The organism is Flavobacteriales bacterium (assembly GCA_016124845.1).
Taxonomy (GTDB): Bacteria; Bacteroidota; Bacteroidia; order UBA10329; family UBA10329; genus UBA10329.
On record WGMW01000011.1, the window covers coordinates 17,725 to 40,222 of the forward strand.

General features: G+C 49.6%; 18 protein-coding genes. 2 read left to right on the forward strand and 16 right to left on the reverse strand.

Annotation, left to right across the window (positions count from 1 at the left end):
* Positions 1-260 precede the first annotated feature (260 nt).
* Complete coding sequence (locus GC178_05735; protein MBI1287063.1) at positions 261-3,752, reverse strand: leucine--tRNA ligase; 3,492 nt, start codon at positions 3,750-3,752, stop codon at positions 261-263.
* A gap of 60 nt (positions 3,753-3,812) precedes the next feature.
* A complete protein-coding gene (locus tag GC178_05740; protein ID MBI1287064.1) occupies positions 3,813-4,556 on the reverse strand; it encodes a hypothetical protein in 744 nt (247 codons plus the stop codon).
* Between GC178_05740 and GC178_05745 the strand changes: the two genes are divergently transcribed.
* Positions 4,533-5,633, forward strand: coding sequence for a CoA transferase (locus GC178_05745; GenBank protein MBI1287065.1), 1,101 nt, complete (start codon positions 4,533-4,535; stop codon positions 5,631-5,633). The genes GC178_05740 and GC178_05745 overlap by 24 nt on opposite strands.
* Before the next feature lie 165 nt (positions 5,634-5,798).
* Here GC178_05745 and GC178_05750 read toward each other — a convergent pair whose 3' ends face one another.
* Entirely contained in the window at positions 5,799-7,097 is a 1,299-nt protein-coding gene (locus GC178_05750) for a hypothetical protein (protein ID MBI1287066.1), read from the reverse strand.
* Between the two features lie 135 nt (positions 7,098-7,232).
* Here GC178_05750 and GC178_05755 point away from each other — a divergent pair, with 135 nt between their 5' ends.
* Positions 7,233-7,694: a DedA family protein gene (locus GC178_05755; GenBank protein MBI1287067.1), complete on the forward strand. Its 462-nt coding sequence runs from the start codon at positions 7,233-7,235 to the stop codon at positions 7,692-7,694.
* 45 nt (positions 7,695-7,739) lie between these two features.
* Here GC178_05755 and GC178_05760 read toward each other — a convergent pair whose 3' ends face one another.
* From GC178_05760 to GC178_05820, 13 genes are all read right to left on the reverse strand, one after another.
* The gene (locus tag GC178_05760; protein ID MBI1287068.1) at positions 7,740-8,399 is read right to left on the reverse strand and encodes a hypothetical protein; all 660 of its coding nucleotides are present in this window, start codon (positions 8,397-8,399) and stop codon (positions 7,740-7,742) included.
* 207 nt (positions 8,400-8,606) lie between these two features.
* Complete coding sequence (locus tag GC178_05765; protein MBI1287069.1) at positions 8,607-9,467, reverse strand: alpha/beta fold hydrolase; 861 nt, start codon at positions 9,465-9,467, stop codon at positions 8,607-8,609.
* 44 nt (positions 9,468-9,511) lie between these two features.
* Positions 9,512-10,033: a hypothetical protein gene (locus tag GC178_05770; protein MBI1287070.1), complete on the reverse strand. Its 522-nt coding sequence runs from the start codon at positions 10,031-10,033 to the stop codon at positions 9,512-9,514.
* A 106-nt stretch (positions 10,034-10,139) separates the two neighbouring features.
* Positions 10,140-11,780, reverse strand: coding sequence for an NAD(P)-binding protein (locus tag GC178_05775; protein MBI1287071.1), 1,641 nt, complete (start codon positions 11,778-11,780; stop codon positions 10,140-10,142).
* Between the two features lie 96 nt (positions 11,781-11,876).
* Positions 11,877-13,070, reverse strand: coding sequence for a hypothetical protein (locus GC178_05780; protein ID MBI1287072.1), 1,194 nt, complete (start codon positions 13,068-13,070; stop codon positions 11,877-11,879).
* Positions 12,965-13,825, reverse strand: coding sequence for an SDR family NAD(P)-dependent oxidoreductase (locus GC178_05785; GenBank protein MBI1287073.1), 861 nt, complete (start codon positions 13,823-13,825; stop codon positions 12,965-12,967). The genes GC178_05780 and GC178_05785 overlap by 106 nt, the downstream gene beginning before the upstream one ends.
* Positions 13,822-14,160 (reverse strand): type II toxin-antitoxin system RelE/ParE family toxin, encoded by a 339-nt coding sequence (locus GC178_05790; protein MBI1287074.1) that lies wholly within the window; start codon positions 14,158-14,160, stop codon positions 13,822-13,824. The genes GC178_05785 and GC178_05790 overlap by 4 nt, the downstream gene beginning before the upstream one ends.
* Positions 14,130-14,384, reverse strand: a complete 255-nt coding sequence (locus GC178_05795) for a hypothetical protein (GenBank protein ID MBI1287075.1) — start codon at positions 14,382-14,384, stop codon at positions 14,130-14,132. The genes GC178_05790 and GC178_05795 overlap by 31 nt, the downstream gene beginning before the upstream one ends.
* A 16-nt stretch (positions 14,385-14,400) precedes the next feature.
* Positions 14,401-15,744 (reverse strand): hypothetical protein, encoded by a 1,344-nt coding sequence (locus GC178_05800; GenBank protein ID MBI1287076.1) that lies wholly within the window; start codon positions 15,742-15,744, stop codon positions 14,401-14,403.
* Positions 15,641-17,143: a cytochrome-c peroxidase gene (locus tag GC178_05805; protein MBI1287077.1), complete on the reverse strand. Its 1,503-nt coding sequence runs from the start codon at positions 17,141-17,143 to the stop codon at positions 15,641-15,643. The genes GC178_05800 and GC178_05805 overlap by 104 nt, the downstream gene beginning before the upstream one ends.
* A gap of 25 nt (positions 17,144-17,168) precedes the next feature.
* Entirely contained in the window at positions 17,169-18,365 is a 1,197-nt protein-coding gene (locus GC178_05810) for a cytochrome-c peroxidase (protein MBI1287078.1), read from the reverse strand.
* Positions 18,362-19,126 carry a c-type cytochrome gene (locus GC178_05815; GenBank protein MBI1287079.1) on the reverse strand — a complete coding sequence of 255 codons (765 nt, stop codon included), beginning with the start codon at positions 19,124-19,126 and terminating at the stop codon, positions 18,362-18,364. Before GC178_05815 ends, GC178_05810 begins: the two co-directional genes overlap by 4 nt.
* A gap of 9 nt (positions 19,127-19,135) precedes the next feature.
* Complete coding sequence (locus GC178_05820; GenBank protein MBI1287080.1) at positions 19,136-22,390, reverse strand: T9SS type B sorting domain-containing protein; 3,255 nt, start codon at positions 22,388-22,390, stop codon at positions 19,136-19,138.
* Positions 22,391-22,498: the final 108 nt, after the last annotated feature.

Sequence of the window (22,498 nt, forward strand, 5' to 3'; positions counted from 1 at the left end):
AAGGCCAATATTATGCTAAGAATTTGTGGTTCGGAACACCTTCCGGGCCACATAGTCGTACGAAAGTATCTGTCGGAACATCTTCCGACCCCTATATCCGTACGAAATAATGGTACGGAACTTCTTGCAACCCATGTATTCGTACACAAGTATGGTACGGAACATCTTTCCGCCCATGTATCTGTACGAAACTATGGCTCGGAACGGGGGTCAATCCACATATTGACGGTTAAGTTTTCCGTTTGACGGAAAAGGAATTATTAGACAACGATATTCACAATCCTTCCTGGAACCACAATTATCTTCTTCGGAGTAGCTCCTTCCAAACGCTGCTGCACTTCCTCGTTGGCGAGGACGTACTGCTCCACTTCTTCCTTTCCCATGGTAGCGGGAAGCTCTAAGTTCAAGCGTGTTTTGCCGTTGAAGCTGATCGGGTACGAAATGCTGTCTTCTACCAAATAGCTTTCGTTAAAGGCTGGATATTCCGCAAACGTGATGCTCTTGGTGTGACCGAGTTTTTCTTCACTCCACAACTCCTCACAAATGTGCGGTGCGTAAGTGGAAATGACAACCGTCAATGGCTCCAAGATTGCGCGTTTGTTGCACTTGAGGTCGGTGAGTTCGTTTACGCAGATCATAAACTGGCTGACGCACGTGTTGAACGACAACCGCTCGATGTCTTCCTGCACCTTTTTGATGGTGGCGTGCAGCGCTTTCAGTTCCTTCTTGTTTGGTTCCTCATCGCTAACGCTGAAGGTGTCGCCATCGTAAAACAGGTTCCAGAATTTCTTGAGGAAACGGTACACGCCCTCAATGCCGTTGGTGTTCCACGGCTTGGCATCTTCCAATGGCCCAAGGAACATTTCGTACAGGCGAAGCGTGTCGGCTCCGTATTGTTCAACAATCCCGTCAGGTTCATCTTTTTCAACCTTTACTGGAGCAACCACATTGTATTTCGACTTAGACATTTTCTCGACTTCGGAATAAGTCGTAAACGTCACTGGTGAAGTACATGGTTGATAATCCGAGATTCGATTCAAGGTCTGAATCTTTTCCAATGGAATTCTTCGATAATCCAGAAATTTATTGTTCCACCACAGTCCTTCCTCACAAGCAAATATGGCATTGGAATAGTGCGGCCACTTCTCAACTAGCGCCTGCAAGTCAACTCGACCCTGAGAATCAACGCAAGAAATAGGTATGTTAATACCAGAAGGCATGATAGTGCGAGATGTTTGAGCGACCTCTGGATGTAGCTTTCTTAGTTTGAATACGTTTGATGCACTATAGAAGAATTCATTGATATCCCCACCCAAGCTGCTTGCTCCATAGAAACTGATTTCAGTAGATAGGTATCCGTTCTCAATACTTGTTCCATCATACTTTTTGAACATTTTTTGAGAAACCCCCTGAATCATCCCTTGATTCACCAACTTCTTAGCAGGTTCATCAAACGGTAGATAGCCAAGGTCTTTCAGGAATTTGGTCCAGAAACGCACGTACAGCAAGTGACCCGTGGCGTGCTCAGCACCGCCCGCGTAGTAATCCACATTGCCCCAGTATTTGATGGCCTCTTGGCTACAGAATTCGTTGTCGTTTTTCGGATCCATGTATCGGAGGTAATACCAGCTACTTCCCGCCCAACCTGGCATGGTGCTGAGTTCAATCGGGTAACCTTCTCCATTCGGAACAATCGCTTCTTTTTCTGGGTCCCAATTCCAGTTTTCGGCATTGCCCAATGGTGGGTCGCCAGCCTCGGTGGGGAGGTATTTTTCCACTTCCGGCAATTCCAGCGGCAACTTGTTGATCGGATAGGGCACACCATCCTTGTAGTGGATCGGAATCGGTTCACCCCAATAGCGCTGACGACCGAACACGGCATCGCGTTGACGGTAGTTGATCTTGCCCTTGCCAATTCCTTTTTCTTCCAGCTTCGCGATGGCTGCACGGATAGCGTCTTTCACCTTCATTCCGTTCAGGAAATCGGAGTTGATGAGAGTTCCGTCTTTGCCTTCATAGGCACCGACCTCCCCCTGACCCCCTCCCAAGGAGGGGGAATTCGCAGGTGGTTCAACCACAGGAATGATGGGAATGTTGAAATGTGTTGCGAAATTCCAGTCGCGCTGGTCGCCACTTGGTACGGCCATAACCGCGCCCGTTCCGTAACCGGCCAACACGTAATCTCCAATCCAGATTGGAATCGGCTCGCCTGTGAACGGATGTTCGGCATAAGCACCTGTGAAAGCTCCCGAAACGGTCTTCACATCGGCCATCCGCTCGCGCTCCGACTTGGCTTTCGCCTTTTGGATGTACGCTTCAATTTCGCCTTTCTGTTCTGGAGTTGTGATCTGCGCCACCAACTCATGTTCAGGTGCCAGCGTCATGAACGTCACCCCGAAAATGGTATCAGGTCGGGTCGTAAACACCTCGATTACCTCCCCCTGACCCCCTCCTGAGGAGGGGGAATTCGAGATATTAGGCCGCTGTTTCAATTCAGCCGTGATGGCGGCTAAAACCCTGTCTGTATCACCAAAAATTTCTTCGTTTTTGAATCGCAGCACCTTGTATCCGAGTTCTTCCAGCCGTGCTGTCCGCATGGCGTCATCATCCTGCGTGTAATCGTGGATTTTTCCGTCCACTTCCACAATCAGCATTTTGCTGAGACAGACAAAATCTGGAATGTACTTGTCGATAATGTGTTGTCGTCTGAAATGATACCCCGTTTTATCTCCTTTCAGCAATTGCCACAACGCATTTTCCGCTTGCGTTGGATTGTCCTTCATCCATTTGGCCTTGTCCTTTAGGACCCCATAAAGCATCGGGTCTACGGTAACGTATCCGGGCGCGTCACCCCTTTCCTTTGGAGAGGGGTCGGGGGAGAGGTAGAATTTGATCGAAGCACCTTCACTTCTTCCTATCCAATTGCGCTGCTGCTCCTTCAAACTTTCGCTCCAATCAAGGTCTTCCAAACCATCCAACAAACGCTGCGAATAAGCCGTGATGCGCATGCTCCACTGCTTCATCAGCTTTCGCTCTACGGGATAACCGCCACGTTCCGAGACACCATCTTTCACTTCATCATTCGCCAAAACGGTTCCCAATGCAGGACACCAGTTTACGAACGCTTCGCTCAAATACGCAATGCGGTAATTCAGAAGGATGGTCTGCTGCTTCGCCTCATCCCAACTGTTCCAATCATCGGCAGTAAACGCTTCTGTCTCATCGCCATGCGCATTTACCGTGGCGTTGCCGTTCTTGCCGAACTCGGCCACAAGGTCTGCGATCGGTCGTGCCTTGTCTGTAGCGTTATCGTACCATGCATCAAACAATTGCAGAAAGATCCACTGCGTCCATTTGTAGTACGATGGGTCGGAAGTCCGCACCTCACGGTCCCAATCGAAACTGAACCCGATGTTATCCATCTGCCTGCGGAACGTATCGATGTTCTTCACCGTGGTAATGGCAGGGTGTGTGCCCGTCTGAATCGCGTACTGCTCGGCAGGCAACCCGAATGAATCATAACCCATTGGATGCAGCACATTGAAGCCCTTCAAGCGCTTGTAGCGCGCATACACATCCGAAGCAATGTAGCCCAGCGGATGCCCCACGTGCAGCCCCGCACCCGAAGGATACGGGAACATGTCCAGCACGTAAAACTTCGGCTTGGGCGAGTCGTTCTCTGCACGGAACGTCTTGTTCTCGACCCAATATTGCTGCCACTTCTTCTCGATCTTCTCCGGATGATACTGCATGCTTCAGAATTTGAAGCCGCGAAGTTAAGGATCGCGAACGCTTAATTCAGGTTAGAATGCTTACAGAAATAGCTTGAGATAGAAGGTGTAAAGGATGGAAAAGATCAGCGGCAACATTACCCATTTGAGTCGTTTTACGTTTTTACTCAGGAATTCATTCTTCCATGCGCTGTAAAAAGAGTATCCAAGGACGCTGAGAAGTAGTAGTCCGGTGAGACTGACAACAGCCTTATTCGTAGAAACAAAAAATGTTCCCATTACTGCAATCATACCTACTGACGCCAAAAGGACAGGCATTATTCCGAGGTCGAAGGTTCTGCTGGAAGGAGCAAATGGGACGGTTCTTTGAAGAAATTCCTCAACCTCATTGATACGTTCCAATTGTGCTGGTATCCAGATTTTATCAGCTGCACTGACTCCATTCACTATTAGGTCGCCATTCTTGCGTTTGACAATATTTGTGATGTCATCCAAGCGCATCGATCGTACTGGCATGTCGCCCATTTCCCTGATCAGCTGGTCATCTTCAACACGGAGCAAGTACAGCGAAAACAGTTTTGCTTGCTTGGACCAAGTTCGGTATAGTGTGAAGCCTAAGACCAAGACAACCAAAAAATAAGGTGCAAAGCCAACCAGGCCTTGGTTTTTAGGAACATTCCCTCCAAACTCTACAAGCAGGATGCCTCCAACTACAGCCATTGATGAGACAATAACACTTCTAATGCGAAGCTTTTTATTAATGGCTTTCAAGCCTTCTGGGGTAATGCGGAATTGGGTTTGATGCATGCGATCAAAATAAGACATTTTGGAATTTGTGCTTTCATGGTTTTCTATTTTCACACCATGAACCAACCACTTCGCGGCTACCGCATTCTCGATTTCACCAAACTGCTGCCAGGTCCGTTGGCCACACTTTGGATGGCACAGCAAGGCGCGGAGGTCATCAAGGTCGAGTCACCCACTTCGCCAGATTCCGTCCGTTGGATGCCACCAACCAAAGATGATGGGAACTCGGTTTTCTATCATGCCTTGAATGCTGGCAAGAAGAGTGTTTCGGTCGATTACCGTTCAGATAGTGGGAGAGAGGCCATCCTCAAATTGGTGGAAACGTCAGATGTCGTCATCGAGCAATTCAGGCCTGGTGTTCTGGAGGCTTTCGGACTTGGTTTCAAAGCGTTGAAAAAGCGTAATCCAAAGATCATCCTTGTTTCCATCACAGGTTACGGACAAACGGGTGAAATGGCTGCCAAACCAGGGCACGACATCAACTACCTGAGTTATTCTGGTGTGTTGGATGGGCTACGCAATGGCAATGGAAATCCCGTCATTCCTAAAGCACAATTGGCCGATGTGGCGGGTGGTAGCATGATGGCGTTGAATGCAACCGTTACAGCTCTTCTTCACAGAGAAAGATCAGGCGAAGGCCAACACGTGGATGTGGCCATGGCCAAGAACGCTTCAGTCCTGCAAATGCTTCGTATTGCAGAAGAAAAAGAAACAGGCAACTATGAAGATTACCTGTCAGGGAAACTCGCTTCATACAACGTTTATCGCTGCGCAGATGGAAAGCATGTGGCTTTGGGCGCTCTGGAACCCAAATTCTGGCAGAAACTCTGCAATCTGATCGGCCATTCCGAGTGGGGCGCACGCCTCATGGAACCCGAATTGAAACAGGAAGTAGCAGACCTTTTTGCATCTCAACCGCAGCAATTCTGGACAGGCAAATTGGAGAACGAAGATGTTTGTCTATCACCCGTTCTTTCAGTTCAAGAAGCCATGAATCATCCACTTTTCGCGGATAGTTTTCCTACGGTTTTCGGTTCAGCGCAGCTTTCGCCAGCCCCGAAACTAGGAGCGGATAATGATGAACAGACCTCCTAAATCCCCCAAAGGGGGACTTTGCGCCCTCCACGAAATCTCTGCCCTATGCGGTTAATAATAGAACGCGGATGACGCGGATGAAACGGGTCTGCACGGATCAAATATTGTGTTTGATCAGCAACTCAGTGTTCTTTGTGCTTCCTCCGTGTGTCCTCTGTGGTTAAATCAATCGCAAGGAGCAAACGTGATCAACTGCAAATAGATCTTCGTCTTGCCCAATTGCCCCATCAGCCAATCGCGTTTTTGGTGATTGATGGGCGATGTGTAATTCGCCACCAGAAAACGGTGTTTGTCCAATCGGATGATGGACGGAAAAGCCGTGTCTCCAGCACCAGGAAGGTCCATAACCCATTCTACTTTGCGCGTTTCCTGGTTGATCTTGAAAAGCGCAGTGGTTTTCGGGGAAAGCGAATACCCGACCCAATTCCCTTTTCGCTGCGCGGACATTTTCTTGCTTCGTTTCACCTTTCCGAACGGCTTTTTGCCCAACTGCCTTCTTCCGATCAGGTAAAGATCATCGCCATGTCGGAACATTTTGGGCGACATGAAGCAGCGCGCATCAGCCGTATCCGGAAACTCCCAGTTGCCCAGGTTTCCTGCTTTCGCGAAAGCAACATGCGAACCGAATCCTGTTCTGTCGCCATCTTCTAATCTTGTAACTGCCCAGAGGTTTCCATCTCGGTCAAATTCCCACGCAGTTTCCGACACCCCTCCGAAATAGACCGCGCCTGTATCGTTCATGGAAGTCCAGTTCACGCCATCATCGGTCTGTTTGAAGAACAACCGCACTTTCGATGGGCCTTTCAGTTCGTAATGCGACCCAACGTAGCTCGTCATAAAAGTCGTATTGTTCCGATTCTTGATGCTCCAATGCACTTCACCCAATGTCAGCACCTTTTCAGGTTCGCTCCAGTTTCCGTTGCCATCAGAAGTGAAGTGGTCAATGAATTCGGGTTCGAAGGCCGTCATTTTGGTTCCTGCACCGAAGGTGTAGAAATGCAGTTTCCCATTGATCGGAACTAAGAAAGGTTCGCGCATATCGCGCCCAATGAAGACCTCCTTTTCCTTTTGCCATGTCTTTCCATCTGCGGAGCTGATGATGTAAATGCCCGTTTTCTTGGAGGCGAAATGCGTTGGTCCTGTTCGGAAAGCGAGGAAAATACGCTGCTTGAAGATGGTAATGCTGACGTTATTGTTCGAGTTCTGTGGTTTAACGCCTTCGGGAAGATCGACCGATGGTATCAGCCAGTACGGATTGCTCAGCTGCGGGCAATATTCCTTGCTGAAATCGAACCCAGCGTCATGAAGCGCGGGGTCGTCCGCGGCAACTTCCAACCGTGGAAGCAATTCTCCCAAAACCGTCTGAACCTCCAATGGATATTCGTTCTGCATGGGCCATTTGGGTGTGGTGCAGGCGGTGAGGAAAAAGGCGAAAATGAAAAAGGGAAAATGGTGGAGCTTCATAAAGGTTTGGGTGTGCCACGAAAATACAGGAACGCGAAGCCAGACGACTGTTAAATTAATGCAAAGTGAAAAAGACCTTTTCGGTCGGAACCGAATTACTCCGAACCAAGCAGAATTACTCTCTAACTTGCGAGCATGGACTGGCCCAGTCTCTTACATGCAATTCAGCAGTTCCTCATTGACTGGGGATATTGGGGGATAATCCTGGCAGGGTTTCTTTCCGGTACCATCATTCCGCTATCATCGGAAGCTGTTCTGGTGGTACTTCTCAGCCAAGGTTTGGATCCGGGAAAATTGTTTCTGCTTGCCACGGTCAGTAATTGGATTGGTGGCATGACCACTTTCTGGATCGGGCATCTCGGCAAATTGGAATGGATCGAGAAGTATTTCCGTGTAACGCACAAGCAATTGCTTGAATGGGAATCGAAAGTGGAGAAGTACGGAGCTTATTTCGCCATTTTGGGTTGGCTTCCGCTTTTGGGTAATGCGATCGTACTTGCATTGGGGTATTTTCGCGCCAGAGAATGGCCAAGCGCGTGGTGGCTGCTTGTCGGAAAAACAGTCCGCTACGCGATCATCATTTGGTTGATGAACTAGATGTTGGTCAAGAGGCGACTTTTCTTGTAATCGGAGAAAGAATTGTTACCTCTCATACCTCAAATGTTTTGATACCCTCGCAGCCAATGATCTCACCATTCCAATATCAACTGGAGTGTTTTCAACCTCGATTGTATCTTCCTCATCCTCAATTTCTCCGGTCAGATTTTCCTCCAGTATCTCGTAGTAGTCATATTTAACCTTGCAGCCTTTAGTACACGGTGCATAACTGGTCCGCATGGTACCAACTATTTCTCCCGTTTTAAGGTCTATGATTTTGGATGAAAGTTCTGCACCTAAGTAGTAATGTCTCATACCGTTTTGGCGAATTCCTTTTTTGCCTGCAGGTCTTTGATGGAGAAAGATTCCCGTATAATATTTTACCGTTCTATACTCTACGATTTCAAATACGTAGTCTGCGAATTGATCAAGGTTAACTGATTCGGCTGATTTTTTTTCGAAGAAGGTTCTATCGATAACCTTAAATCCATTGTCAACTAGGGCTTTTTCCAATTCATAGTACATGTTGGAATTGTAGTAGCCATCCTCCTTTACAATGGAGGTTTGGACTTCAGGAAACCTCACAACAAACCGAGGTATCCGGACACTGTCAATCAAATATATCAGACTTGGATTCAAGAAAACGTCATCCTTGCCTTCCTTGAATTTAACTCTTTTGGTAAGGGTCGGATTTGGAATTTCCACCGTTTTACATTGGGTGAAAAGACAAATGACAAACAGAGCCAATGCTAGATTAAGACTTGTTTTTCCAGTGTGCATTACTTTAGGTCGGTGGTTGGATTCAATCGAAAGTAGATAATTCAAACTAAATCCGCTGTTTAGTTGAGACTACGGTAAACGTTTTGTTTCAAACAAATTGTTTCCGCTAAGATTCAGAAACAATTGGCCGTGTCATTCCAGACTATTCAGGATTATGTTCCTCACCAACTCCTCATCTTCCCAAGGTGTCATGTGGCTGCCTCCATCAATTGTCACGATCGTTAAGAGTGAATCTGGCATCATACGATTCGAAAATTCAATATTGGAATAAGGCACAATGTCATCATCCGTTCCATGAACGTGTATGAATGGCGTTCGGACCGTCTTCCATTTTGGGAGCATTTTTCTGAGCTCAGATTCGTGTGCTTTTTTCTCAGCGGCAGCTACCATGAAAAAAGGAGGGACCGCCCATCGCGTGGCCTTCCATTCGGTGAATTTGACGATGGCGAAATCCTTCTCTTCATCGGGATTCAAAGCGGGGGCAAGCAGAACGGCCGCTTTCACTTTTTCGGGATGGTCAAGCACGTAGTTTGCGGTTATCGGCCCGCCATACGAATGCCCGACCGCAATCACGTACGGATACGGATAATGCGACAGCACTTTTCCCAATGCCTCGCTCTGTCGCTGAATGGAAACCTCAGCATTTCCCTGATCATCAGGACTGTAGCCCAAACGGTCGATGGAGATCAATCGTGCGTGTTTCAGCAGCGAAGTATCATCCAAAAACTGGAAGAAATTGTTGGCAGCACCTGGAGCTCCGTGCGTGAAGATGACGATCGGTAACGAGTCGTCCTTCAAGGTCGATACCTCAACCCACCGCAGCGGATGACCGAAAATGCTGTCGTGGCCGATGGTGCATGTCAGACCCTTGTCTTCGAAGAAATCATACGTGTCTTCATCATTTGCCACCGACATCGGACTGTTGAAGTACCAGATGGCAAGCGGAATGTGAATTCCGATGAAGATGAGCAGAAAGATGTAGCGCTTTTTCACGTGCTTCGGGTCAAGCAACTACAACATCAGAATCGAAGCGAGGTTCAATCGTACTTCACCCAAAAGGCGGAAGTAAACCCGCGCAGATTACCGCCTTGCGAAGAATACACGGGAATTCGTGGAGCGATGCCCAGAATTTTGCGGTTGATGATGGCACCTTCGTCATTGTAGGCCCATTGTTCGCGGAAGGTGAATCCGTAGAAATCCTTGGTGTAATCGCGCTCCACAATATCGATGGAACGGTCGCCTGTTTCGGGTTCTTCAAACCAAATGGTATCGGTGAAAACCAGAATCTCCTTGGCCTGTTCAGGGCTCAGCACCTCGTCTGAACCGCGGTCATACGCTTTCAGCTTTCCTTCCAGTACGTTGGTGATCAGCTTCTCCGCCAATGGCGAAACATCTGAGAAGTCCTCGTCATTCAGATCCTGATGGAAAACCGAGTTCAGATCCACCGCATATTCCATGGTTTTGGTGTAGGCAACCTCTTCCTTGGGCGTTTCGGGTTCAACTGGCTTTTGATTGCAGGCCGCAAGGCCAATAAGTAAAAAGGGAATCAATCGTTTCATGAGGTTACGAATTGCAAATACCGCAAGCGGTACGAATATAACAAATGTGCAATCTCCCGTGGTGTTAATGCAAGGCGATAGGGATTTACCGTTCGCATATTCGTACTTATTCGTGATTCGAAACCATTTCTGATTTCATCTTTTCCCGCTCCTTCATCACGGTATCTGCAATGTTCTCGGCCAGCCTGAAACTGGTGGTAACGTGCGCTGCGGTCAGCAGTCCGCTCATCAATGCACCCCCAATACCAACGGTCACAATATCTTGACCCGTGAGATACAGATTTTTGATCGGTGTTTTGGGTCGAAGTTCCGTTTGGCGGAATCGGGCAGGGGAGTGGTCGAGGCCGTAAATTTCTCCTTTCTCATAGTTCACGAAATGCTTGGTGGAAAGCGGTGTGGAAAGTTCGTAGTAATCCACTTTTCCCTCCAGCTGCGGAAACTGCTTGTAGAGTTCCTTCAGCAATCGCTGCGAGAATTCCTCCTTGTATGCTTCGTACTCTTCACCACGGTGCTTCCAACGCTCATCTTCCCATTTCTCGAACCATTCATAAGGTGCCAGCGTGATCATTTCAATGGTGCTCTTGCCAGGATAACGCGCTTCCCATTCTGGATCTTTCAGCGAGGGGAATGAAATGTAAGTGATCGGGAACGGTTTGCTCGGATCCTCCATATACTCCTTCACGCCACGGTCGTGATCGTTGTGCGGATACACCCAATAATTGGTGTTGCCGATGCCGAGTTCGCGGAGGTTTTCCTTCAATCCGACATACAGACAAACGTGCGACACCGATCGCGCCACGGAGTTCTTGGCATCAAAACCAATGGCTTTCTGAACGTCCTTGTCGAGCAGTTTTTCCATCGTGTTCAGGTAACCTGCACCGCTCACGATCATCGGAGCGTTCAGCACGGTTCCATCTTCCATCAGTACGCCCGTGGCTTTTCCGTTTTCCACAATGATCTTTTCCACCCCGGCCCGCACGGCAACCGCTCCGCCCGCTTTCTCAATCACAGGAATGATGGTCTCTGCAATACGCTGGCAGCCACCAATGGGAAACGCACCGCCTTTCCAATAATGCTTGTTCACCACAGATTGAATGGCAAAACTGCTTTCGGCAGGAGGCATGCCATGGTCTCCGTACTGCCCGGCAAGTACCGCTTTCAGCTCTTCATTATCGGTAATTCCATCCAGAACCTCCTTTGTGGTCTTATCCGACCACTCGTTGTATTTCTTCGTGAGAAGACCTCCGAAGAGCTTGCTGAGAATGGTCGGCAACGCCTTCTCCTGAAAGAATTTCTTATTGGAGCCACTTGCGGCATAAACGGCTTTGATGTAGTTGTCGATGGCCTCTTCCTCACCTGGAAAACGCTCGTAGAGCATCTCAATGAAATTCTCTTTTCCCGATTTGAAATCGTACACATTCTCACCGAGAATGATGCGATCATACACCTCGTCCATCTCCTGCCATTTGAGTTGATGGTCGGTGATGTAATCGAAGAGAATACTCATGAACGTGAACTCCTGATGCACATCTCCCACGTAGTGAATACCCACGTCCCACTCGTAATCTTTCCGCTTGAAAACGTGTGTGAAACCGCCTGCCACATAATGCTTTTCGAGCAACAGCACCTTCTTACCCATCTTGGCCATGATGGCCCCGAAGGTCATGGCACCAAGCCCCGAACCAATGACAATGGCATCGTAGCCCGTTTTCTTTTCAAGTCGTTTCCAAGGAGTTCCTGTTGCCATAGGTTCGTTTACAGAGTTGATAAAGTTGACAAGTTAATTAGTTGCAGCGTGATTTCAAGTGTTGATCGCGGAATCAGTTCCCCTCCTTTGGAGGGGTTAGGGGAGGTTGCACGGATGTTTTTCATCCATCCCCGAAATCCATTGTCGGATGATCTGCATGGCTTCTTCGTGAACCAATTTACGACCCATTTCGGGCATCATAATACCTGGGTCGGTGCTTTCCATTCGGTACACCATGATGGAACTGTCGGGCTGACCAGGAGCGATGTCGTACATGTACTGACCGCCACCACGGCCCGCAGCCACATTCGTTTTGTAGAAACCGCGCCTGGTGCAATCGGTCTCTTCAATATTCAGGAAGAAACCAGATGTGTTTCCCGGCCCTTTGGGGTTGTGGCAATGCGCGCAATTGATGTCGAGCCAAGCACGGGCGCGCTCATCCAATGTTCCTGTGGTTTCATCATCCCAAACGGCCAGTTTTGGCGCGGCATCCGAAGGAGAAAATCCTGTGAGATAACCCTTGGCCGCCCATTTTTCCAGTTGGTTCATTTCGCCATCGGAATACGAGAAATCTCGGTTCAAATGCTTGGCCTTTGGGCCGATGGGAACCCAAGCTCCGTCATATTCATGGCAACCTTTGCATTGGTTCTTGTTTGGAATAACGTAGTTGACCGACTTCTTCGAGCCATCATCATGAATCCATGAAACATCGGTCTTTCCACCAGCCAATTCCAGCTGCGCATCGGTCTGTTCTTCGTTCCAGATGTACGGCAATCCGACCCAACCATCTTCTCGGTTTATGAGCAAGCGTGTTTCGATGATCCTGCGGCCTTTGCTTTCATCACGGAAATCAAAAGGGTAGTAGAAGTTTTTGATGAGAATGGCTCCAACGGGAAAGTCGAATTCGCGTGTCGGATTGTACTCGGCCGTCTTGCCTTCTGGCATCCAGACGAATCGCGCTTTGTGCGCATAATCTGTGAAAAGCGTGGAGTTGAGCGTGTACGGAAGCACGCCATCGTTCGGTTCGAGGTTTTTCTGTTCACCACGGAACAGGTGGTACTCGGATAGCTTTTTCAAGTACTCGCCAGAAGTTGGAACATTCACGGGGCCATCAACAATGGTTGCCGATTCCTGACAACCGATGACGGTAGCCAAGCACAATCCGATGACCAAAAATCTGCACATCATTTGAGTGGGAATTCCTGTCCGACCAGTTCTTCGCTTTTCTTCCAAAGTGCTGCTGCTGTTTCGGGGTCTTGCGATGGTCGGTTGCTGTAATACTGTTTGCATTTGACCCAATAACCGCCTGTTTTTCCTTCCACTTCATCGGAAGAAGCGAGATACACGGATGTTTTGGCACCATCCTCTACCGAAACCATCAGCGGTTTGGTGAGAATCCATCCCAGTTTGGTGAACCAGTTGGCGTTCTTCTCGGCAATTTCCGTTCGCACTCCGCCTGGATGCACCGCGTTGGCGGTGATTCCTGTTCCTTCCAAGCGTTTGGCCAACTCTCTGGTAAACAGAATATTGCAGAATTTGGAACGGGAGTACGACTTCCAGCCTCCGTAACCCGACTTCTCGAAATTGATGTCATTCAGGTCCAGCTCTCTGGTTGATTTGTGTGCGATGGAAGCAAGGTTGACGATGCGTGCTTTGTCCGTAGCTTTCAGGTTTTCCATCAACAGATTAGTTAGTAGAAAATGCCCCAAATGGTTGGTGGCGAACTGCATTTCCAATCCAGCATCATTCAGTTTCAATTCCGAGAAATAGCAGCCCGCATTATTGATCAGCACATCGATCTTCGGGCATTTCGCCTTCAGTTTCTCCGCTGCTTCCCGAACGGATTTCTGCGAACTCAGGTCGATGGTCACAAAATCAATCTTCTCGTTTCCTGACGATTTCTTGATCTCGGCAACGGCTTCCTTCGCTTTTTCTTCCGAACGGGAAGTGATGACAATGGAAGCACCTTTCTTGGCCAGCGCAATGGCCGTGGCTTTCCCGATTCCAGCGTTTCCGCCAGTTATGACAACGGTTTTTTCGTTCATTTCCCTGAATTTCGTTTGTGCTTCAATAGTCTGTGGAGCTTTTTCGGATCCTGTCGGTTATCCCAAAAAGAGGTGATCAGAATTCCATCCTCAACAATCCGATACAGAATGGAAAAATGACCCATCGCGGCTTTTCGAGTATTCGGAAAATCTGCTTTCACAGAACTCAACGGGTTCTTGGCCAAGAAAGCCGTTCTGTTCCAAACTGCACTGGATAGCTTTTCCGCATAGGAAGTAGAATTATTTCTTTCCGTCCAGTAATCCAGCACCTCAAAAAACTGATTTTCGGCTGTTTCGGTCCATGCTATTGTCGGCTCCTTTTTTCGTTCAGCCATGCTGTCGTTCTGGTTTTCAACTCACTCTGAGATAGGACTTTGCCGTTGCGAATGTCATCTTCGCTCATTTCAAGCATCAGTTTCTGCTCTTCGGTGAGTGTTGCCGTTTCCGAATTTTCTGAACTGGATGCAATGAGTTTATCCAGCGCCAAAAGGAATTCCTTATTGCGAATAGACAGGATCTTATCGATCAATCCATTTCTGATGTTGTCAACCGTAGCCATGCACTAAAGATACGCTTTAACTCTCCGTTTTCGGAGTTTGCGGATGCGGCAGTTCGCAGTCGAAACCATCCAATTCCGTACTCATATCCTCAAAATTGCTGGGCGCATTGATGTTGCAGAACGTGGTATTGTTGTTCTTGATGCAGATCATGTTCTCTGGCGCAATGCTCATGGTTTCCATGTCGATCAGCGCAGGGTCGAAGATGCCATCATAAACGATATGAGGTGATTCCGCTCCGAACAGCGAAGCCATCAATTGACCCAAACGCTTGGTCGTGTCGGGAAGCATCGGTTCCTGTTCTTCATACACGTTATCGTGAACGTAAATACCCGTTGAGAACGGGTAAAATAGCGAGTCTTCCCAAGGGCGTTCTGTGAGTTGATAGCTCACAATTCCTGTGCTGGTTGTCTTGTGGTTTGAGAACGTGTTGTGATCCATCTCAATGTTCTTTCCCGCAAGGATGAAACTGGCTGTTCCGCCTGGAAGGACGCCCACGATCGCACCTGGATTTCCGAAGTTATCGTGGTTGTTGTTGCGGATAATGTTGTCGTGGATACGAACGTTCGACCCTTGTTTTTCAATCAGATCAGGAAGGTTGTAGAACGCAATGCCACACGCATTTCCTTCGCACGTGTTGTTGTAAACCTCTGTGAAGGAGCAGTTCTCGATGGCAATTCCCTGCACGTTCATGGAAGCGTAGTTGTCACGAAGGATGACATTGCGGCTCTGACCTGTGTAAATACCCGCATCGCTGGCGTTGTAGAGTTCGCATTTTTCGATCAACAGGCCATCGCAAAGCACGGGATAAAGCGCGTAAGCCCCGTTTGCAGAAGATGAACCGCCCGTCCATTCCACTTTGATGTTGCGCATGGTCACATCCTTGCTCTGATGCACCTTGATGCCGTCTCCGCTCAGATCCTGAATGGTCATATCGCAGATGGTCACGCCATCGGCTTTGATGTAAAAGCCCTGCGCGCCTTCGGTCTGCTTGCCAAAGTTGATGATGGTCTTATCGATGCCTGCGCCTTTGATGGTCACATTCTTCACGTCACGCATCGACAGTTCGCTGGTGAACTCATACGTCCCGGCAGGAATCTCAATGGTTCCGCCTTCCTGCACCGCGATCATTTCTTCCTGCAATTTCTTGTGCAGTTCTTCCGAGGTCAGTTTTGGCTGGCCGCATGAAGCCAACAGCATCGCTGCCGCAGCTATGCCGAGAAGTTTGGGGTTGATGGTCATAATTGGTTGGGGTTGGTTATTTCTTTTTCTTTTTGGGCTCGATGCTGAGCAGGTACTCGGCAACGGCCAAACGTGTTTCCTCGGTGAGGTAGTTCTGAGGAGGCATTTCTTCGTAGTCATCCCGTCTGTGCACCGGATTGGCAATGTAATCGGCAATGCCCTGCGGATTGCCCTTGTACATGGCCTGAATGGTCTGAACGGGAGGTCCGATCATGCGCACATCATACGCGTGGCAACCGGAACAAACTCCGTAGAACGCCATCTTTCCTTTCTCTTCTGTTTCGATGTCGCGAGGTGCAACTGGCTCAGAAAGCAGATACGATTTCACATTGGCCGTGCTTGAAAGTTCGCATGAAGCGAAATTGTCCAAGCCCCACGTCCGGTACATATCGCGGTTGCGGATGCAACTTCCGGTACCGCCACCGTAGGCAAGAATGTCCGGACCTTTGGTTTCCATCAGCGTGGCCATCGCAGCTTTCACATCTGCCACAGGATTGTTGCCGTTGTCAAACATCACGTTGTCCAAGATCACCAAGTTGTCCGGGTTTGGATCCGCTTCCGGATCTTTCGAGATCTGCGAACCGAAACTCAGGTCGGTGATGCTGATTCCTGCATTGTCGTTTCCAGAAATGATGTTGTTCTCCACCACTACTTCATCGGCAGCCATGATGATGAGACCGCTTCCCGGAGGCAGCATGGAAATGATGGCTCCCGGCTTGCCGAAATTCTCGTGGTTGTTGTTCACCATATAGTTGTTTCGGATGATGACATCCTTGCACGTTTTGATCGGAAGTCCAGGCGTAATGAAAGCCAGAATTCCGCCCGTGTTGTCGTGTGTGTAGTTTCCTTCCACCAACGCGTGACGGCAGTTCTCGATCTCAATTCCGGCCACGCTTTCGAACACCTCATTGTATTTCACGTCAATATTGTCGCACATGCCCACATAAATGGCCGCATCGGCAATGCCGCTCAGCACGTTATGCTCGATCAGTCCGTTCTTTCCAAACTCAGGGAAAATGCCGTAAACGCCCGATTCCACGATCCAGTTGTTGCGGATAAGGAAGTTGTTGCCCGCCTGCCCCATGATGCCGTTGCCCTTGTACTGAACGATCTTGAAGTTCTCGATCAGCGTGTTCGAACCTGAGTAAAGGATCGCATCGTTCAGCACTTTCTCGCCATTCTCGCTGCCATCCAACGTGGGCCATTTGCCTTTTTGGATCACGCCTTGCAGGCTGATGCCGTCCTTATCGATGTACACCGTTTCGTGATACGTTCCCGGATAGACGCGGATGAGGTCACCCGAATTCGCCTTTCCAACCGCATCCTGAATGGATTCTCCTGCGTGCACTTCGATCACGTTCTTTTCAGACGCGTCAATCGACATGGTTCCGTCACCGCCCTCGAAGAATGTCGGTGGTGGAGCGGCAGGTCCAGAAGCGGAATATTTCACCTTTCCGATATACACTCCCACAACGAAAACGAGTGCAGATACAATGATCCAAATGATGGCTTTTTTCATAGGGCTTTAGAAGAATTGATTTTTATCAAGGCGATGAAGGTAATCGATCTGGGCGTTTCGGCATAAAGCTTTCATCTGTAAGTGTTTGCAGAAAATCCACCAATCGGTCCAATTCATTGTCAGAAAGCTCTGGCTCCCAAATGTGCCAATGCAGATACAGGTTCTCGCCTTCGGGAACAGCATGCCCGCGACCCATGGTGTAGAACTCAACTGTTTCGCGCAGCGTTTTGAAATTTCCCGAATGCATGTAAGGCGCGGTCTTGGCCACATTCCGCAGGCTTGGAACCTTGAATGCTGCCCGCAACGTTGGGTCGTTGTATGGAACCTGCGCTCCGGGATCGAGTTCCCGTCCGTCAGGTTCGGGCGTGCCCAGCACCGCCAATTGCTGATTGGTAAAAAGCGGTGGCGTGTGGCATTCCGCGCATCGCGCCACAAACGAGCGGAACACGTTCATTCCTTCAATTTCATTCTGATTCAGCGCGCCATGAAAGCCATGCGCATATTGATCGTATCTGCTGTTGAGCGAGATGAGCGAAGTTTCGAACGCAGCTATCGCGAGATAGATCTCGTTCAGTTCAATTTCCTCGCTCGACTTTGGAAAAGCCTCATGGAACAGCTTGCGGTAGTTCTCAATACCGTTCAGCGTTGAGATCAATTTTTCAGGCGTGGTACTCATTTCATTTTCGGCAAATAGCGGTCCTTGCATCTGCTCTTCCAAAGAATGCGCTCTTCCATCCCAGAAGAAGAGTTTCAGAAATGCCACATTCCAAAGGCTTGGTGCACCGCGCTTTACCGCTTGTCCACCAATTCCCACGCTTGTTCCCAAACCATCGCTGAAACCCTTTTCGGGTTGATGGCACGAAGCACAGCTCACCGTTCCGTCCTTGGAAAGAACAGGGTCGAAGAACAGGTAACGCCCAAGGTCGATCTGTTGTGGGGTGAAGCCATCTCGGTATTCGGGCAGCGCGGTTTTCAGTCCGCCAACGCCTTGGTCTTCCAACGATTTGTACTGCTGGTACATCGACCGCAATCGGCAAACGCCTTCTTCGGTCAGTTCAAAACCGGGCGGACAGGTTTCACAGAGACTGAGATCGCCAGTAGCGGTGGATGCAAGTTCGGTTGCATCTTCCGCATCGTTCGGAATCACATCTTTCTCGCAGGAAACCAGCGCAACCGAAAGGGTTGCTATGAAGAACGTAACGCCTGCGAGCGCGTTTCTCATTCGGCACTCAGCGAATTGATGTATGCGATGAGGTCGCTCACCGTCTGATCGTCTGGAATATCGGCTGCAATCTGCAGCATCTGTGCTCCGTACGTGTCTCCCGGTTCGTTGCCTCTTATGCTGTCGCGGAAGTTGTTCAGCTGCCGCTGGATGTACCAATCCTGCAAGCCCACCAAACGTGGCGAATGCAACGATTCAATACCCACCGCACCCGGACCATGGCACGCACCACAGATCATGTTGTAATACGCCTTGCCGTTCTCTGCATCGCCACCTTCCAACGTGGGCTCCACTTTCGGTGACGGAAAGGTCTTGATGTACGCGATCACATCATCAATGCCTTGGCTGTCCAATGTCTTTGCCATCGGTGCCATCTGCGCTCCGTAGGTGTCTTTTGCATGAACGCCACGCTTGTTCGTTCTGAAATTCTGTAGCTGCTGATGCAGATAATATGGTTCCTGATCGGCCAGCGCAGGAGCACCCAAAGCGCGCATTCCTTCTGCCTGTTGCCCGTGGCAGGTGGTGCAGGTCATGTAAAGCGATTTCCCTTTTGCCGCATTTCCAGTGGATTCTGCGGTTGGCTCTACCGTTCCGGGAGGAGCAGCTTTTTTGGTTTCTTCTGTTTTGTTTCCGCAGCCCGAAAAGGCTATAGTGGCCAATAAAATGCCGAGAGAAATGAACGTGATGCGCATCGTGTAGTTGATTGATTGCGAAGATGCGCAATTGTGCTTGAAATTCCTGTAAAGTAGTACGGATTTCACGGAACAGTATCAGTAAACGTTCCGCAGCAGCGTAACCGTACCGATCTTCTTATGCACATCCATCGGAGCAATGTCGGTGGTGTACTGAAGCGTCCACACATACACTCCGGTCTGCACGTCCCGTCCGTTCATGGTGCCGTCCCAGCCTTTATCAAGCTCGTTCGATTGGAAGATCATCTGTCCCCAACGGTTGAAGATGGTCAGCGTGAAATCGGCAATGCCACGGCCGTACGCATAGAAGATCGGATTCTTCTCGTTGCCGCCCGGTGTAAAGGCGTTCGGCACATAGATGGTCGGGTAGGCATAAACGATGATCGAGTCGATGTTGGTACAGCCCAGCTCATCTGTAATGGTGATGTAATACGTGGTGGTCTCCTCCGGATTGGCGATCGGGTCGGGACAGGTAATGCAGCTCAAACCTTCGGTCGGAGACCATTCGATAGTACTGCCAACTTGAACGCTGGCCGTAAGACTTCCATTTACTCCTGGTTCCAAATAGGCATCATCCCCAACACTCAGGTAAGGCGGCTCCGATACCACCACCAGAACCGTGTCGGTAACGGTGCAGCCAACCGAATCGGTGGCGGTAACCAAGTAGGCCGTGGTTTCTGAAGGGGACGCATTCGGTTGGGTGGAGGATGGGTCATCTACCGTAGCGGCCGGGTTCCATTCGTACGAAACGATACCAATGCCTTCCACGCCCAACGGAACGGTATCGCGCGCGCAGATGGTATCGCCTCCGAATACCGAGATGACCGGTGGTTCAGGAATGTCGAATTCCACATAACCCGTGTCGGGAACCAGGCAGCCTGCCGAGTCGGACGCATACAGTGAGATTTCGTAATGCCCGGGGTCGGTGTAATAGTGGTTGCCCTCAAAATAAGAGGAGGTTTCCCCATCACCGAAGGTCCACAGAAATGTGTTGGCCCCTGTACTCTGGTTGGTGAAATCCACCTCCATCGGAAAGTCGCAGTTCTGCAGGTTGAGGTAGAAATCCGGAACGGCAATGATCTGGTTCAGGTTGAACTTGAACACGCCCAAGTTGCAGTTGCTGGAATTGTTGGTGTTGGACCACGCGCCCGGTGTGGTAGGGAAATCACTGTGGCCGTCACATCCGGCACACACGGCCTCATATACGATCCCGTTCTTGTCAAATCGGCTGGTGCCACCGTCCACGTGTTCTTCGCTCACAGGTCCGCCAAAGAAAGTTCCGTAGGTCAGTGCGGCTACGTCTTCTTCCAGCATCATCAGGTAAAAGTCGCTGCCATCGCTGGTGGACTGGTGGGCATCGGAAGTGATTGGAAGCCCCACCGTGGAACTCTGCACCGCATTACCGATAACGTGGTTGGTGGCACCGCCCCAGCCCGAAACGAATATCTGGTAGCAGTTACTGACAAGGAAGGCCGTTGGCGAGAAATCGATCACTCCGCGGCCTGTTCCGATCGTGGAGGACACGAGGAGATTGCTCAATGAATTGTCCAGTTTCTGAATGAACTGGCAGCTGTTATTGTTGTGATAAACGGATGCCGGAGTGATCGGCATATTCCCAAGGCTCTGACCAAGCAGGAAAACGTTATTGTCCGGGTCTATCTGCACAAAATAGGCCTGATCGTACTTGTCGGTTCCGATGTAACTGCTGGCGGTAATGCTGCTTCCGTTGGCCGCAAGTTTCATCACCCAGCCATCGCCTTGCCCGCCATAGGTAGGATGCAACGAACCGCTGGTGGTCGGAAAATCGCTGCTCAACGTACCACCTGCGATCACGGGGCTTCCGCCTTGATCGAACTGGATGGAATAGGCGTTATCGGTAGAAGAACCTCCCACGTACGTGGACCAGATCATGTTCGAAAGATTCGGATTCATCTTAAAAACCACCCCATCGCGGCCTCCCGCATTCGTGGTCTGCACCGCACCCGATGTCACGGGAAAATCGGTCGATTCCGTGGAGCTGGCCACATACACGTTTCCGGCATCATCAAGGTTGATCTCGCCTCTGAAAGGATCGCCATAGTTGTAGTAGAGGATCGTGTTTGGGTTCAGTCCGTCATTCAAAGTGCCTCCAACAAAAGTGGATGATAGAATGGCCGATCCATCCGCAGCCAATCGCGTGATCACGATGTCGCATCCCAGATCATGGTCAATTCCATAGCCGTAGGCATAATTGTATTGGGGCAATACGGTCCAATTGACGGAAGGTCCTCTGCCATTGGTGGTTTGAAAGGCGTTGTTGCTGATCGGGTAATCCAAACTACTGGAGGTTCCCAATATGTACAGCTCATTATTGCCATTCACAATAAGGCTGTTCACCGATTCGGCATTCGAACCACCTATAAAGGTGGAATACGCCAAGGATGAGCCGTCAGGGCTGAATTTGCTGATACCGATGTCCGTATGTCCGGCAGCCGGTTGGCTGTAAGCTCCGGTGGTCACCGGATAGCCGTCTCCGAAACTGGTTCCTGCGCCATACAGGTACCCGCTATTGTCAAAGGTGGCAGAACTTCCAAAGTTGTCCGTGGTCGATCCCGTAAAGGAGGCGAAAACCAGTTCGGGGTCAATGATCAGTTCGCGGGTCGGGTCATATCCTTCCGGAAAAATGAACGTCACGGTTTCTCCGTTCAATTCAAACGCACACGGAACCTCAACCCGCTCATCTCCGATCATCTGATACGCCACCGGTTTCTTCTCAAAAACATTGACCACCGAGTTGCTCAGTTCCAGGTCGCCATTTTCAAGGATTCTCATTCCGTCCAATCCCTCATAATGCATTTGCAGTTGGCCCAGGTCGGCATTCGGGGCCACCATCAGGTCGTATTTCAAATGCTCACCGTTGCTATACACTTTCAGGTCAATGCCATCGTAAAGCGAGACGTACTGCACCGTTTGGTACGCATAAACCTTGGAAGCCCATTTCGTTGGGTCGTTCCCCAAATAGTAATTGCGATAGTTGGTAGAGCGCTCGGTTGTTTTGGTTGCGGCCTCGGTATTGGCATTCACGAAGGTCATTCGAAAGGCATGCGCCTGAATGGTCTCCGGAAAGGGCGTATGGTGGTCGTGCGCTTCGCGGATGGCCTGCAGATCCATCAATGAGTACATGAACCCGCCTTTCTCCAAGTAAAACCCGCCTGTGGAAAGACCTACCTTGTAAAGGACCTGTTCCGGCCATTGGCCACCATTCTCAATAAATTCAATATTCCCCGCCCGCGCATCAATGTTGGATAAGAGCACGCCCCAAAAAAGAAGGATGAAAAAGACTGTGCGTAGCACGAAATGGGCTGTTCAGGGTTTTGAAAGGTTGAATATCGTAATTTATTGTGTTAGAAAATGTCAAGTGCCGAAACAAACATTTATTTGAAATTACATTCTAAACGAAAA

Coding starts and splice junctions, on each gene's coding strand:
- GC178_05735 (MBI1287063.1), bottom strand. CDS start 3,752: ATGCAGTATCATCCGGAGAAGATCGAGAAGAAGTGGCAGCAATATTGG.
- GC178_05745 (MBI1287065.1), top strand. CDS start 4,533: ATGCATGCGATCAAAATAAGACATTTTGGAATTTGTGCTTTCATGGTT.
- GC178_05740 (MBI1287064.1), bottom strand. CDS start 4,556: ATGTCTTATTTTGATCGCATGCATCAAACCCAATTCCGCATTACCCCA.
- GC178_05750 (MBI1287066.1), bottom strand. CDS start 7,097: ATGAAGCTCCACCATTTTCCCTTTTTCATTTTCGCCTTTTTCCTCACC.
- GC178_05755 (MBI1287067.1), top strand. CDS start 7,233: ATGGACTGGCCCAGTCTCTTACATGCAATTCAGCAGTTCCTCATTGAC.
- GC178_05770 (MBI1287070.1), bottom strand. CDS start 10,033: ATGAAACGATTGATTCCCTTTTTACTTATTGGCCTTGCGGCCTGCAAT.
- GC178_05775 (MBI1287071.1), bottom strand. CDS start 11,780: ATGGCAACAGGAACTCCTTGGAAACGACTTGAAAAGAAAACGGGCTAC.
- GC178_05780 (MBI1287072.1), bottom strand. CDS start 13,070: ATGCAAACAGTATTACAGCAACCGACCATCGCAAGACCCCGAAACAGC.
- GC178_05785 (MBI1287073.1), bottom strand. CDS start 13,825: ATGAACGAAAAAACCGTTGTCATAACTGGCGGAAACGCTGGAATCGGG.
- GC178_05790 (MBI1287074.1), bottom strand. CDS start 14,160: ATGGCTGAACGAAAAAAGGAGCCGACAATAGCATGGACCGAAACAGCC.
- GC178_05795 (MBI1287075.1), bottom strand. CDS start 14,384: ATGGCTACGGTTGACAACATCAGAAATGGATTGATCGATAAGATCCTG.
- GC178_05800 (MBI1287076.1), bottom strand. CDS start 15,744: ATGACTACGAAGAAATGCCTCCTCAGAACTACCTCACCGAGGAAACAC.
- GC178_05805 (MBI1287077.1), bottom strand. CDS start 17,143: ATGAAAAAAGCCATCATTTGGATCATTGTATCTGCACTCGTTTTCGTT.
- GC178_05810 (MBI1287078.1), bottom strand. CDS start 18,365: ATGAGAAACGCGCTCGCAGGCGTTACGTTCTTCATAGCAACCCTTTCG.